Source organism: Paenibacillus sp. ov031, assembly GCF_900143165.1.
Classification (GTDB): Bacteria; Bacillota; Bacilli; order Paenibacillales; family Paenibacillaceae; genus Paenibacillus; species Paenibacillus marchantiae.
In genome coordinates, this window is the sequence record NZ_FRDO01000006.1 from 20,039 (window position 1) to 34,901 (window position 14,863).

The following is a 14,863-nucleotide window of genomic DNA, read 5'->3' on the forward strand; positions in this document are numbered from 1 at the left end:
TGGGAGTAACAGTAACTTTTCCTAGTTCAAAACGTCTTAAATGGAAATAACTTCAAATGATTGGAGTGGACTGACGTGAAGACGGGGCGTAAAAGGCAATGGACGGGCTACCCGTGGAATATCGTTGCTGGTGTCTTAGTTGTGCTGGTCACGGGGGGACTGCTGTTGTACAACCATGCCAGGGCGCTGGAGGGGCAAGGTTCGGGTTCAGTAACGCAAGTGCTATCGGTGAAGCTTAATTATAAAAAGGGGGATAAGGTCACAGTTGCAAAGGGAGTACCTATTTACAGGCAAGTGGTCGAGAGCAGTGTTTCCCCTGATCGGATGGACATAGACGGGTATAGCTCCGCTCAAGGGAGCTTGCAAATCGACGCTGTTCGCGGGGAATGGGTCAAACTAAAAGGTAGCGATTACACTGAATTCTGGATACCTGGCTGGTATACCTCCAAAGAAAGCCGAAGCCTGACGAAATCCATTCCACAAACGTTCAAGCTTCAATCGGGCAGCAAGCTGTACCTGTTTCCCGGAAGTCAGGCAACATGGTCTTCAGGGGCATTCCTGAAAGAGCAGGCGTTCATTGTTGCAGCGACGAAGGACTGGTATGGCGTGTCCATTGCCCCGCGCGTCTGGAACAAGGAATCGTCCACTTATCGTCCAGCATTGCTTTGGGTTAAGGCACAGGATGTAGCACAGCGTACCAAGGTAGCGGATGGCTGGTTCAGTAGACAATTGGCGATGCCCACGTCCACTATACGTCATTTGATAGATATTGTGCTGAATTCAAAAACGACCTCAAAACAGGTGGCGCAGTGGCTTGGCGAACCGGATTGGCAAGAGCATTCCGGCAATTTAAACGATACGGGTTATGCCATGAGCATAGGAAAGACCTGGCGGTACGAACGAGCAGATGCTCATTTTCTCGTGACATTTAACAAGAACGGCAGGCTGGTTCGTACGCGCTGGAATATACCCCAGGACGATCAAAACGGTGTAGTGTCTAATTGGGAATTTGGTGGTTCAGATGAATATCAGTTCACGACTAAAATCTATGGCACAATGCTGCCTGCCACCTTACACTGGAAATCGGTATGGACCAATCAGGGGGATATTAATTACACCTTTCTACAAGCAGCAACGGAGGATGTGCTCCTGATGAAAGGGGATGACGGTGGATTTAGCGGTGGATATTACGAAGGTTCCATATATGCTCTTGACCGACATTCCGGCCAGAAATTATGGGCGATCAATGGTGGGTTTGGAAGACAGCAGGCAGAGGTGGATGCGGGACGCCAATACGTTACAATCTACACCGATTATGACCCTGACAAGAAAAAATACGTGGATCGTATACGCCATCTGGGCTTGAAGAACGGAAAGGTCGAGTGGGAGTATACCCCCAAGCAAAATTTCAGATTGAATGGGATCACGGCAGCGAAGAATGTCGTCATTGTGGACAGCGCGGTTGTTGAAGGCTCAAGCAATAGCTGGTTAACGGTGCTGGACAGTGCAAACGGAAAAACATTATGGAAGCGAAAACTGACGACCGGTTATGAATTATTGAATAAGAGCGCGGAAGATCCTTATGTCATGTATTGGGAAAAGGATAAACTGATTGCAGCTGATCCGCGATCAGGCCGCACCGTGTGGAGCATTGCAGCAGGGAAGTCAACGATAGAGCATCCCGAACGGAATCCTTATTTTGACGGAATTGCTCGTATCGATCCGTTTGTGCCCGCACAGCCAGAACGCTGGATGCTGCTGGATGACCAGTGGGTGCTGGTTGATCTGAACAACGGACAGAAGCTTGCACATTTTCCGGCCCGGGTTGGACAGCAAATTGAGGTGCTGAATGACGGCATGGTGCTCATTCGAGAGAACAACAACGGGGAAATGTATGGTGAATACGAGGATTACATAACCACCTTGTATGATCCCAAGACCGAAAAAAAATGGTGGACGCAGAATAACAAGATCGAACGCGCACTTGTGGAGGGCGATCAATTATATGTAATCAAAAACGGTTATCCGGCAGCCCTTGCTTATGATACAGGGGAGACCCGCTGGACTGCACAAAACACGATTGCTGCCTTTCAATACCCTACCAATCAGGGGAGTTACGTGGTGAGTGAAGATCAGCTTTTGCTACCGATGGGTGAGGATCTCCTGATCATGGATAAAAATGACGGTACCTTGATCGGCCGTGTGCATGACGTCGTGATGGGAAACCCAGAACATCGTGATCGGGATGCGAAGAATGGAACCATGAACCGGCTTGGAAATGAAGTCTATATTGGGTCATCCAACGGACGGTTTAGTATATATGATGCTAATGATTTGCACACAGATATCTCACGTTAAAGCTTGTTTCATGTCGAATGATGATTTATTATGAATAAACAGGATTGCTCGCGCTCCGGTTATCGGCTGTGCGGGCTTTCTTCATGTGTTCTTGAAGGACCATGTACGATCAATCGCAGGAGGAATCTCCCATGATTTCATTATACGGGGTAAGCAAGCGTTATAACGAGCGTGGGTCCCGTGAAGATCAGGGATTCGAAGCATTAAGCTCGGTTTCCCTGGAAGTAGGCCAGGGAGAGATCCACGGCATTATCGGCTCTAGTGGTGCAGGGAAATCCACACTTCTGCGCATGCTCAATGGATTGGAGAAGCCTGATGACGGCGAAGTCATTGTGAATGGGCAGCATTTGACCCGGATGAGTGAGCCGAGTCTGCGTCAGGTACGGAGGTCCATTGGCATGATTTTTCAGCACTTCAATCTCGTCAGCAATCGAACGGTAAGTGGCAATGTCTGCATGCCTCTGGAACTCGCTGGCGTCTCTCGGACAGAGCGGGTTGCACGAGGACTTGAGGTATTGAGATTTGTCGGACTTGAAGATAAGGCCAACCAGTATCCTGCACAGTTAAGCGGAGGGCAAAAGCAACGTGTTGCCATCGCCAGAGCACTTGCCAGCCGCCCGGATGTGCTGCTCTGTGATGAACCAACATCTTCGCTTGATCCGCAGACCACGAGTGGAATTCTGGATGTGCTGCGTCATGTCAATGAAACGCTGGGGGTAACTATTGTACTCGTTACACATGAGATGGAGGTTGCCCGAAAGCTCTGCGACCGGATATCGGTGATGAAAGAGGGACGGATCATCAAAACGCTGTCGGAAGCGGAAGTAAGAAGCATACCGGCACCGAAGCCTGATCTTTTAACATCCTTGTTGATGGGCGAAGATGTATCCATGAGCGGACGAAATACCTCTAATCATGGCGATCAGGAGGACCATAATGATGATACCTGAGTCCGTTGTGAAGTATCAGCATGAAATTTGGCAGGCCATCGGAGAGACGTTTGTCATGGTGGGGATCTCCATCACGGCAGCCGTGTTAATCGGGTTGCCTCTGGGTACACTGCTGTATCTGTTCAGAAAAGGGCAACGTTATCAGAATCGACCTCTGTTCACGATTCTGGGAAGTCTCGTCAACATCATTCGTTCCTTCCCGTTTCTGCTGCTAGTCGTATTTATGATTCCGTTCACACGTCTGATCGTTGGAACATCCATCGGGACGCTCGCAGCAACCGTGCCGCTCTCGGTCATCGCCATTGCGTATTACGCCAGACTGGTAGAACAGGCTTTGCTTGATGTCCCGAAAGGGGTGGTTGAAGCTGCTTCTTCCATGGGTGCATCGACCATACAGCTTGTGGTGAAATTCCTGTATGTGGAGGCTCGCTCAAGTCTTGTACTCGGCTTAACAACGGCAACCATCAGCTTTATCTCTTACTCTACGGTCATGGGTATTGTCGGTGGTGGCGGTGTTGGTGATTTTGCGATTCGTTACGGTTATCAGCGATTCGAGACGGAGATCATGGTATTTACGATTATCATTATGATTATCCTGGTACAGATGATCCAATTTACTGGCAGCAGACTGTCCCGCTGGCTCGATCGCAGATCCTGAAGAAGGACAAGCAGTGCAGAAAGATTGAATTACAGCATGAACAATACAGATTACATGATGAAGGGGTTTATATCAGATGAAAGCAAAACTAATGCTCATGCTGCTGGCAGTGACGCTCGTAGCAGCCGGATGCGGCAAAAAAGAAGAAACACCTGCGGCGGAAGGAAATAAGGAAGGCACTCAAACCGGACAAGAAGTAACGTTGAAAGTAGCTACTTTGATTCCGCCAATGACGGATGTGCTGGATATTGTGAAGCCATTGCTGAAAGAAGATGGCGTTAATCTGGAAGTTGTAGTACTTTCCGATAACGTTCAACCGAATACTGCACTGGCGAACAAAGAAGTAGACGCAAACTTCTTCCAGCACGTTCCTTACATGAATCAGTACAATGAAGCAAATAACGCTAACTTGGTGGCAGTTCAACCGATCTACAATGCCATCTACGGAGCATATTCCAAAAAGGTTAAATCCATTGAAGAATTGCCTGAAGGTGCAACGGTAGCGATTGCCAACGATCCGTCCAACATTGGACGCTCGCTGGTGATGATGGAACAGAACGGCCTGATCAAGCTGAAAGAAGGCGTCGGTTTCAATGCAACGCAAGCAGACATCAGGGAAAACACGAAAAACTTCAAGTTCAAAGAAGTGGATCTGTTGATGCTGGCCCGCATGCTGGATGATGCGGATCTGGTTGCCATGACGCCAGCCTATGCGAGTCCGCTGGGGCTTACACCCAAGAAGGATGCGCTGTTCACTGAGAAGGATGATTCCCATTTTGCCATTACCTTGGTTGCCCGGGAAGATAACAAAGATTCGGAAGCCATTCAGAAGCTGGCGAAGCGTATGGCGGGTCCTGAAGTGAAAGCCTTCTTTGAAGAGAAGTATGCAGATATTGCGATCCCGGCGTTTAAATAACATCCGTTAATCTGCAACTGAAATGATTGTACAGATAGGTTCAAGACAAACATGAAGACCCAGGCCTCATCGCCTGGGTCTTTTTTTGTTAACTTGTATTACGGAGTAAAGAAGAAAAAGCAACATCAGCTTTTGTCAGAGTCGTGTTCTACCTTTGGCTCCATGAGGCGAATCAGTTTCCGCTCTGTAGCCGTGTCTGTTGCAGGTGTGTAGATGCTGCACCGCAAATCGGCATTTCCCTGAACCTGGAGTGAGGTAAGATCAAAAAGCATTTTGCCAGCTCTGGAATGTCTGAATTCAATCAACACATCCGGGGCGCTGCTAACACTGCTTTGTTTCCAAAGGGGTTGAAAATCAGGATATCTGTCCATCATGTCATCCAAAAACAAGTTGTACCATTCATCATCGACATATTGACCGTAATAAGCACGGAAAATAGCCAGGAATCCGCTGACAAAATCCTCCCAATTGACGGCCAGCCTCCGAAATTCCTTTCGTTCAAACAACAAGCTGATCATGTTCCGCTGTTCAGCCGGAATCTGTTCAAAGTCCATAAACACATGCCGTGCTGCGTCATTCCAGCCCACAATGTGACAGCGTCGGTCTGAGATGATTGTGGGACAATTGCGAAGTTCCTGCAATATTTTCTGCAAAGAGGGATGAATTTGGAGTGGCTTCTCATCCAGGATATGAAGTTCCGAATGGTAATCCAAACCAAGGGAAAACAAATACTTCCGTTCATCCGCTGTCAGCCTGAGAGCTGAGGCGATGTTATCCAATACGGAATGAGATACCTGAATATCTCGGCCCTGTTCAAGCCAGGTGTACCATGTTGTGCTCACACCTGCCAATTGGGATACTTCTTCTCTTCTTAATCCAGGCGTTCTTCGCCGGGAGCCCGCGGGTAATCCGACGGATTCCGGAGAGATTTTGGAACGCTGGCTTTTCAGAAAAGCGGACAGTGCCTGCAGCCTGACATCATGGTTCATTCCATCACCTTCGTTCCTGAGTTTATCATGGTAGTCATTATACTATTATAATTGACAACTTGTAATAGGATAATACGAATGGCAATATAAGTGCATAACTTAACTAAACAAGTATGGAAAGAGCACTAAAGGAGGATGTATTATGGAGCGTGTTGTTATTACAGGAATGGGGATTATCTCTCCTTTGGGGAATGATGTGCATACATTTTGGAATGGATTGGTGGAAGGCAAATCAGGAGTTTCGCCAATTGAAGCGTTTGATACAACGTCCTATAAAACGAAGATAGCAGGGGCGGTCCGTGATTTTGACGGAGAAGAACGGTTTGGACGGAAGGAAGCACGGCGTATGGACCGGTTCGTGCAATTTGCTGTTGCGGCAGCAGATCAGGCTTTATCTGACTCCGGTCTCGAGATGGATCATGTGGACAGGGAGCGAGTAGGCGTGTATATCGGTACTGGCATTGGCGGAATCCAGACCCTGATGGAACAAGGTAAACTCCTGTCTGAACGCGGGCCTGCAAGAGTCAGTCCAACACTGGTACCCATGATGATATCCAATATGGCGGCGGCTATGGTGAGCATGAGATTTGGCTGTTGGGGACCCACTCTCTCGCCAGTGACAGCTTGTTCGATCGGCAACACCGCGATAGGTGAGGCTTTCCGGCTGATCCGTCACGGTGGAGCAGATGTAATTTTTGCTGGAGGGACGGAGGCAGCTGTCACCGAAGTATCACTGGCAAGCTTCGGCAATGCGACGGCACTATCTACACGAAACGAAGCGTACGAAGGAGCGAGTCGACCATTTGATGCAGGCAGAGATGGTTTTGTTATGGCTGAGGGTGCCGGGGTCTTGGTTGTGGAGTCTTTGTCCCACGCCCTTGCGAGAGGTGCAAACATCCTTGCAGAGATCGTAGGTTATGGTGCCAGTTCAGACGCGTATCATATGGTAGCAACCCATCCGGAAGGACGTGGTGCATACTTGGCCATGAAAGCCGCTCTGGCGGATGCACAGCTTCAGCCACATGAAATTGATGTCATTAATGCTCATGCTACCAGTACGGAAGCGGGTGATCTTTCCGAGACACGAGCAATTAAGCAGCTGTTTGGTGCGGAAGCCTATCATATTCCGGTAACAGCAAACAAATCGATGACCGGACATATGCTGGGTGCGGCTGGTGGGGCGGAAGCCATATCGCTCATTCAAAGCTTGCGTAGCGGTATCATTCCCCCGACAATCAATCAAGAGCAGAGCGATCCGGAATGTGATCTCGATTATGTACCCAACGTTGCAAGAGAAGCTGACCTGAAGATTGGCATGTCCAACTCATTTGGCTTCGGTGGCCATAATGCGGTCATTATTTTGCAGAAATATTCATCGTAAGCTTACAGAGAGCAGTGACTGCCCAAAGGCGCACTGTTCTCTTTTTATTTGCTGTGGGAAGACTGTTCCGACTGCGAAAGTGCAATATAGGCCATTAGTTCGCTGGTTGCATGTAAACATGAGAAATGGCCCATGAATATGGTCGGGATATTCGTTAAAATGTTCAATAGGGGCACATATGTACGTATAATTGAATGGGTAACGAAATAGGCCGAAGTTTAAGTTTGGTCCGTTTTCCATGGTGGTATAGATATAAGGGCTGATAGAGGCTTCTTCTAACATAAAGCTATACATAGGAGGGTAAGCAGTGAATGTATGGATTACGGTGAAAAGTCTGGGTAAACGCAAGCCGGCACTTGCCAAACAAGCTGCCGAACTTCCGGAAACAACTGATACGTTGAGACAGCTTATTAAGAACATGGTGGCTCAACAGCTCAAGGCTCTTCAGGACAAGAAGAATGAAGCAGAATGGCTTGCCTACCTGATGCCCGAGGACATTCAAGAGCAGGGAGCAGCAGGAAAAGTAGGCTTTGGCACGATATATAACGAAGGGGTTCCCGATGTAGAAGGCGCCATGGATACAGCTGTAACCGCATATGAAGATGGGTTATTTAAAGTGTTTCTCAATGAGGAAGAGTTGCAGGCACTGGATGAGCCGTTGATTTTAAAGGAAGACGATAACGTGGTATTTATTCGCTTTACAATGCTTGCCGGGCGTCTGTGGTAGAGAGTGACGAGGAGGAGAATGGAATGAATCAGGAAGATAAAGTTCAACAGTATCAACAAGAGTTGCAGGAAAAAGTAAAATCGCTGAAGGGTGTGGAGCAGGAACTCGCGGGCTATGTTGCAGAGATGGCTGGATTTACCTATTTGCGCGAAGACGAAAAGGCCTATTTGGATGCAGAGCAGCAATTGCAACGTATGTATGCTGAGACGAAAACTCCATTGTTCCGTCCATTATTGGATGTTTTGGAGCAACTGGTCAGTGAATCCTTCTTGGCTCGGTTCCGTTACATTGTAGAACGTGCCGCCAATTTTCCATATAGTAAAAATTATGAGCGCAGACCATTTCGTACGACCGATCCCGAACAGCATATTGGACAGGTTCTTCGTAAAATGATTGCCTTGTTCCGTATGGAGATGCATGGCTTCTCTCTGAACGAATATGTATCCATTCGGGAGTACAAGTTTGATTATCTTCATGAGGTTAGAGCCGTTATACCGGATTGCATTGCCTATGAACTGGATCATGAAACCGGGGATATGAAGCAGGCGCTGCATGATATTATTTATGGCGACAATCAGAATGCATTGCTGACCACTGAAATGATCAAAGGTATCTTCATGAGCGATCAGGTGGATGCTTACCAGATGGTTGGAGAATTGCTGGTAGCAGCCAGACTGCAGGAGGGTTTGCGCCAGAGCATTGTGGAACGGATGGATGAAGGAACGCTTGAGGCGTATATATACATATTAAAAATAATCATCGACAACAACCTGATTCGGTTCAGTTCGGTAGTGAGAGCGCTCGCCGTATGGACAGGGATCGGAATTGAAGCGGCGAATCAGCGTGTTGCTGCGCAACTAATTACACAAGCACATCAAGCATTAACTGATCCTGCGGTGCGAGAGGAATGGCAGGAAAGTGCCAATGCAAACCAATTATTTATCAGTCTCTGGGCAACGGCAGTCATCGAAGAGAATGAGTTGGAGCGAAAAGTCATCCAGATCATGGATCACGGGCAAGTATATCAGCAGATTGTTGTACAATACGTACTTGCTAACAGTCAGAACAGAGGACTGCGCTTAAACATGGCACGTCAGTATCTTGAAGTACAGGATCTGGAGTTGCTGCATTGGGTGATTGAGAATTATGATGCCATGTACATGTTTAACTGGAGCTTTGAAAATGGGGAGAATCAACGTAGTGTTCATGTCTGGCCGCTGTCTGTTTTTGAAGATAAAGCCGTGCGTCGGCGTGACTTTGATCTGTTTAAACAAATGCTGGCCTACATTCCGCAGGGAGGTGCAGGTGGGCCATCCGGTGTTCTTGAATTGGTTCAATATCGAATCGATCCGGATGATATAGTGAAAAAAATGCTATACCTTGCTGCGTATGACATGGACCCGGAATGGATTGGCGAGGTCATTGCGCTCAAAGACAAGCTAAGCCCGGATTTGCGAGGAGAATTGTTGTCCCAGTTTGTCCATCATCCCGAGAATGAAGTACAAAGACAGTTTATTTTTGACAGTCTGTCGGATAAGAGCATGAACAACCGTGAGAATGCTCTGCTCAAAGCCAAGCTGCTGACACTGACGCTCGAAGAGATGCTGCAAATGGAGGCGTTGCTCAAACTGAAAACGGGATCGTTGCGTCAGAAGACCATTCAGGTGTTATTGCTTCAGCCAACCGATCAGCTGATGGTATCCCTGAAACGACTTGTACAATCCAAAACTGAACTGCAACGATTGGGTGCGCTGGAACTGTTGACCGAGATCTCCGCAGATCCACAACGCACGGAGCAGCAGGAGCAGATGCAGCCAATCATAGCGTTAATCAAGACTCCAACAGCCAAGGAGCAGAAGCTGCTGGACAAGCTTACAGAGCAGAGCAGCAGGTATACGGCGGCTAATGGATTCGGCCTGTATGATCCTTCATGGGAAAATCCACTGCTTCAGGAAGAACGTGATCTCGGGGGCTTCAAGCCGAAGGACATGTTTACCCTTTCCCTGGAAAAAGCGAAGCAGTTTCTTGAAGGGTTGGATGCGTTGCTACATGAGCACAGGGAATATGAATATGAGGCAGAATATTATGCGGGCTACAAAGAAACCTTGCTTGTAGGTGCGACATTGCGTGCTATGGTCTTCATTCCTTATGATCAGCGGCAAGATATAAAATTATTGGAGCAGTTCCCTCTCCATAACATATGGGGAGAATATGTTCAGAAGAGTGGTCTGGATAGTAAAGAACTGCTGCAAATTTTGTTTGCGATCCGTTTGGAGGATTTGAACAAGAAGTTGGATAGTTATTACCGTTACTACTCCACCATATACGAATATAGTGAGTTGGAGAAACACTGGCTGCTGGAAGGATGGCGCAAGGAATTTGCCGAAGAGGTCTATCCGGTTCAATATATCCAGGACATGAAAAAGATGGTCAGTGAGCTTCGTTACGCAGATCAGGTGAAAACGCTGATGGAGGCCGTTTATGAGGACAGTGATAAGTCAGATACATTTGAAATAGCTGAGCGGACACTCTATGCGCTGATGAAAATGATGCCAGAGGAACAAATGGAAAAGGAATCGGGCATGCTCGCTCTTTTGTCTGGCCCATGGTTCTATATTGTCCGGGATCGTGTATATGACGATAACAGTTTCATGCGATACTTCCAGACGCTAAGCCAATTCGACCGATTAAATAAGGAAAGTAACCGAGGTTCCTTCCTCACTCTGAACGATTACCTGCGTGCCTATGAATTGGACTTCATTGATGTACAGGAAGTCTACAAGCAGCTGCTTGTGGGAGAGTCTCGTGCCCTGTTTATTCGGGAATTGACATCCAGTCGGTCCGACTGGATTACGGAGAAACCGGTATTGGCAGAACTGCGAAGAACCGTTGTTGAACGAGTTTTGGAGATTGAGTTGACCCGAGGAGAGCTTTCAACAGAAGTAAGTACGCTGGCCATGAAGCTTGAACGCATTGAAGGTATGGAGCATTGGGTGCATCTCGTTGCTGCCATGGATCAGGATACCTTTGTCCGTGGATATATCTACAGCTACGGTGACAATACGACACGTAAAGAAACGTTCAGCCATCTGATCCAGGTTTGCCATCCGCGTGATGGAGAGGACGAAGTACTGCTGGGACAATTGCTGGCGAAGCATCCCATTCAGGAGAAGAAACTCCTGGAAGCTGCAATGTACGCTCCGCAATGGATGGAGATTGTTGCGAAGCATCTCGGATGGGAAGGACTGCGAAGTGCAGCCTGGTACTTCCATGCCCATATTAATGAACGGTTCACTGCTGAAAAGGAAACCATTGTGGCTCATTATTCTCCAATTTCACCTCAGGACTTTAACGAAGGCGCATTTGATATCGCCTGGTTCGAGGAGGCATACGAGGCCGTCGGTGAGGAGCGGTTCAGCCTGTTGTACGATTGTGCCAAATATATCTCCGGGGGAGCCAATCACCGCAGATCACAGTTGTTCGCGGATGCGGCACTTGGGAAGCTGAAACTTGAAGATATGCGTGAGTCCGTGGAAGATAAACGCAATAAAGATCATTTGTTGACCTACAGCCTGATTCCATTTGCAGAAGAACGGGAACAGGATCTGCGTGAGCGGTACGACTTCATTCAGAAATTTCTGATGCAGAGCAAACAGTTTGGTGCACAGCGCCGTGCCAGTGAAGGTCTGGTATCCCAGATAGCGCTGGGCAACCTTGCCCGTAATGCAGGATATGCCGATGTTACCCGGCTGATGTGGGATATGGAAGCTCGCAAGCTGGATGAGATGAAATCCTATTTTGAGCCGCATGAACTGGATGAGGCTACTACAGCCCAATTGGTCATTGATGAAGAAGGCCAGCCGGAACTGCTCATCGTAAGCAAAGGGAAAACACTCAAATCTGTACCTGCTCGGTTCAAGAAAGATGGATACATCGCCGAATTGAAGGAATTAAAAACGGATCTGGTTGATCAGTATCGCCGGGCAAGACAGGAATTGGAGCGTTCCATGACGGCAGGAACATCCTTTACGAGTGAGGAAGTTTCAAGTCTGCTGCAGAATCCGGTTCTTCGTCCACTGGTTCGCACGCTTGTGTTCCAAGCAGATGACAAGCTTGGAAGATTCGATGTAACGTCCGGTGGGTTGGTTACTCCGGCTTCGGATGATTCGACAAGCACGATACAAACCTTGGCGGCAAATGATCGCCTACTGATTGCGCATCCATTGCATCTGTTCCAGAATGGAAGCTGGAGTGAATTCCAACGGGATCTGTTCAACCGTCAGGAACGTCAGCCATTCAAGCAGGTGTTCCGTGAACTCTATCTTCCGAATGAAGATGAGCTTGCTAATGGAACGGTATCCCGTCGATACGCAGGTTATCAGATTCAGCCGAAAAAAGCAGTTGCTCTGCTTAAAGGACGTCAATGGACCGTCAGCTATGAGGAAGGGCTACAAAAGGTAAGCTATGAGCATAATCTGATTGCCAATCTCTATGCCATGGCAGACTGGTTCTCGCCCGCAGATACAGAAGCGCCTACTCTGGAGACGGTGCAGTTCTATGATCGAAAAACGTATAAACCTGTTGCGTTGAAGGATGTACCGCCGGTCTTCTTCTCTGAAGTCATGCGTGATATTGATTTGGTGGTTAGCGTTGCGCATGTTGGCGGAGTAGATCCGGAAGCCAGCTTGACCACGATTGAGATGCGTCATGTGATTGTGAATGAGTCACTGCGTCTGTTGAAGGTCGATAACGTACGTCTCGATGGAAATTACGCTCGAATTGATGGTGAACTGGGCGAGTATGCCGTTCATCTTGGCAGCGGCAATGTGTTCAAACAGGCGACGGGCGCGCTTCATATCGTTCCTGTGCACAGTCAGCATCGAGGCAGAATATTCCTGCCATTCCTTGATGAAGATCCGAGAACGGCTGAAATCTTATCCAAAGTGATGTTATTGGCTGAAGACAAGAAGATCAAGGACCCGCAAATCCTTGCACAATTGCAGCATTGATTAGTAATGTAGAATGATGCTGCAGCCAAGCGGCATTAGATTGACGATGCCGAGTGAACTTATCGAATATCAGGCAGCTAGAGCACCAGGGTCAAGGTGACTTTAGCTGCCTTTTATTTTCTGTTTTTTTGGTAAGGAATCCTTAAATAGCAGTAAAAATTTGGCTCAAGATTGGTAATGGTGGGTACAGATTGAGTATTGGGCATGGTAAAATATACGTAGAGTTATATAAAATTTGATGTATTAACCAAGTCCAATCGCAGGATCGGATGTTTACATAATTGTTTTCTAGGAAAAGGAGAATACGTTGGACATGTTAATCACTTCATATCGTGAACAGGATCATAACAAGTTGGTCGAGATTTGGGAGAGAGCCGTTCGGGCAACACATACGTTTTTAGAAGAGCATCACATCCAGTTCTATAAAAAAGTAGTGAGCGACGTGTTGCAGCAAAGGCAAGTCGAGGTATGGGAAGCGCTGGATGCTGACAATGAACCCGTTGGTTTTATCGGTTTGGATGATAACTTTATTGAAATGTTGTTTGTAGATGTCAGTCAGCACGGGCAGGGCCTGGGGCGTCTTCTAATCAACCATACCCTTAACATCAAAGGTCGTCACCTCAAGGTGGATGTCAATGAGCAGAATGCTGGAGCAGCCCGATTCTACGAGAAAATGGGATTTGTACAAATGGGTCGTTCCGAGTTGGATGGTTCCGGTAATCCGTTTCCGCTGCTGCATCTGGAGATCAGGGCAGATCAGGCTGCAAGATAAAGATCGGTGGACCACGAAATAGGAGGAATATGACGAAGAGGAGCGTGCAGGATGACACAGATTAAGGTAACACCGGAACAACTGGATACAGTCAGTGGGCAATTCGCCCAGGCACATCAGCAATTGTCGGAGTTTATGTCCACATTGGATAGCCAGATCCGTGTCATGCGCAGCAATTGGGACGGAATGGAGCGGGAGCGCTTTTATAACGATTATGCAACGGCCCAAGCTACAATGAAGTCTGTTCTTGAGCTGGTCTTGTCCATCCAATCCGAACTCAAGAAAATTGCCGAGCGTTTCCGCACCACGGATGAAGATGTTGTGAACAAAGCTCTTATGGTGGCTTTGGCTGCGGCACAGACTCTTACGTCCCTCGGTAAACATAAAGGCGATGGCTCGGGCAAAACGTCAGGTCCTCCGGAGAATATGGAGGATTGGGATAAGAAGGACGCCGAGGATTACAAAAACTATGAGGAAATGTTGAAGAAAGCCGAGGAAATGGGTGACGAGAAACTGGCGCAGCAGCTTCAGGCCAGCATGAACGTTATTCGGCTTCAATATGAGGACGAAATCTATCAAACCGATCCGAACACAGGCAAGACGGTGAAAATTACCGAGGATTCGATTGTAGGTACGTATCAGGTGAAAAGCGACAAGGGTGAAACGACCAGCATCAGCTTGGATAAACAGGGTAACGTCGTGGATTACAACAAGGATACGAAAAAATACGAGTATTGGGAACAAACCCATACGACCAGTCAAGGGGAGCATCTCTTTGGCAAAGGAGCACAAACGGCTACAGCTTATGGAATCGGCCTGCTGTTGACCAGCAAGAGCGGATCTGCCTTTACAGAACATGCGACAGGGCTCGGTTCCTCCTTTGTTGCGGACAAGTTCCTGTTCTCCGTGCCGGAAGAAGGCGAGACGCGTACGATGATCTACCGAACCAACAAAGATACGGGCAAAATCGAGAATATGATCGTGGTCACGCGTGGCGACAACGATATTGAATATATTCCGTGGCGTGAGTATAACTAAGCCACCGGGTCAAGCCTTGTAGCCTCCATTCGGATACAAGGCAGATATAACCGAGGGCAGGCACA

The 14,863-nt window shown here is 47.9% G+C and carries 10 protein-coding genes; 9 read left to right on the forward strand and 1 reads right to left on the reverse strand.

Features of this window, described 5'->3' with window-relative positions:
- Window positions 1-75 precede the first annotated feature (75 nt).
- From BUA17_RS22310 to BUA17_RS22325, 4 genes are all read left to right on the forward strand, one after another.
- Entirely contained in the window at window positions 76-2,358 is a 2,283-nt protein-coding gene (locus tag BUA17_RS22310; RefSeq protein ID WP_072735041.1) for an outer membrane protein assembly factor BamB family protein, read from the forward strand.
- 131 nt (window positions 2,359-2,489) lie between these two features.
- A complete protein-coding gene (locus tag BUA17_RS22315; RefSeq protein WP_072735042.1) occupies window positions 2,490-3,308 on the forward strand; it encodes a methionine ABC transporter ATP-binding protein in 819 nt (272 codons plus the stop codon).
- Window positions 3,295-3,966 carry a methionine ABC transporter permease gene (locus BUA17_RS22320; RefSeq protein ID WP_079694970.1) on the forward strand — a complete coding sequence of 224 codons (672 nt, stop codon included), beginning with the start codon at window positions 3,295-3,297 and terminating at the stop codon, window positions 3,964-3,966. Before BUA17_RS22315 ends, BUA17_RS22320 begins: the two co-directional genes overlap by 14 nt.
- Window positions 3,967-4,042: 76 nt before the next feature.
- Window positions 4,043-4,882, forward strand: a complete 840-nt coding sequence (locus tag BUA17_RS22325) for a MetQ/NlpA family ABC transporter substrate-binding protein (protein ID WP_072735043.1) — start codon at window positions 4,043-4,045, stop codon at window positions 4,880-4,882.
- A 125-nt stretch (window positions 4,883-5,007) separates the two neighbouring features.
- On the opposite strand, the gene BUA17_RS22330 is transcribed toward BUA17_RS22325, so the two are convergent.
- Window positions 5,008-5,871: a helix-turn-helix transcriptional regulator gene (locus tag BUA17_RS22330; RefSeq protein ID WP_072735044.1), complete on the reverse strand. Its 864-nt coding sequence runs from the start codon at window positions 5,869-5,871 to the stop codon at window positions 5,008-5,010.
- Between the two features lie 142 nt (window positions 5,872-6,013).
- Between BUA17_RS22330 and fabF the strand changes: the two genes are divergently transcribed.
- From fabF to BUA17_RS22355, 5 genes are all read left to right on the forward strand, one after another.
- Window positions 6,014-7,252, forward strand: a complete 1,239-nt coding sequence (fabF, locus tag BUA17_RS22335; RefSeq protein ID WP_072735045.1) for a beta-ketoacyl-ACP synthase II — start codon at window positions 6,014-6,016, stop codon at window positions 7,250-7,252.
- A gap of 307 nt (window positions 7,253-7,559) precedes the next feature.
- Entirely contained in the window at window positions 7,560-7,979 is a 420-nt protein-coding gene (locus tag BUA17_RS22340) for a hypothetical protein (RefSeq protein WP_063566044.1), read from the forward strand.
- 23 nt (window positions 7,980-8,002) lie between these two features.
- A complete protein-coding gene (locus tag BUA17_RS22345) occupies window positions 8,003-12,988 on the forward strand; it encodes a DUF4132 domain-containing protein (RefSeq protein WP_072735046.1) in 4,986 nt (1,661 codons plus the stop codon).
- A gap of 307 nt (window positions 12,989-13,295) precedes the next feature.
- Entirely contained in the window at window positions 13,296-13,760 is a 465-nt protein-coding gene (locus BUA17_RS22350) for an acetyltransferase (RefSeq protein WP_139295718.1), read from the forward strand.
- 51 nt (window positions 13,761-13,811) lie between these two features.
- Window positions 13,812-14,798: a WXG100 family type VII secretion target gene (locus BUA17_RS22355; protein ID WP_072735047.1), complete on the forward strand. Its 987-nt coding sequence runs from the start codon at window positions 13,812-13,814 to the stop codon at window positions 14,796-14,798.
- The last annotated feature ends 65 nt before the right edge of the window (window positions 14,799-14,863 follow it).

Excerpts from the sequence above, each read along its gene's own strand:
- BUA17_RS22345 (WP_072735046.1), top strand. The coding sequence starts at position 8,003 with ATGAATCAGGAAGATAAAGTTCAACAGTATCAACAAGAGTTGCAGGAA.
- BUA17_RS22330 (WP_072735044.1), bottom strand. The coding sequence starts at position 5,871 with ATGAACCATGATGTCAGGCTGCAGGCACTGTCCGCTTTTCTGAAAAGC.
- BUA17_RS22355 (WP_072735047.1), top strand. The coding sequence starts at position 13,812 with ATGACACAGATTAAGGTAACACCGGAACAACTGGATACAGTCAGTGGG.
- fabF (WP_072735045.1), top strand. The coding sequence starts at position 6,014 with ATGGAGCGTGTTGTTATTACAGGAATGGGGATTATCTCTCCTTTGGGG.
- BUA17_RS22325 (WP_072735043.1), top strand. The coding sequence starts at position 4,043 with ATGAAAGCAAAACTAATGCTCATGCTGCTGGCAGTGACGCTCGTAGCA.
- BUA17_RS22320 (WP_079694970.1), top strand. The coding sequence starts at position 3,295 with ATGATGATACCTGAGTCCGTTGTGAAGTATCAGCATGAAATTTGGCAG.
- BUA17_RS22315 (WP_072735042.1), top strand. The coding sequence starts at position 2,490 with ATGATTTCATTATACGGGGTAAGCAAGCGTTATAACGAGCGTGGGTCC.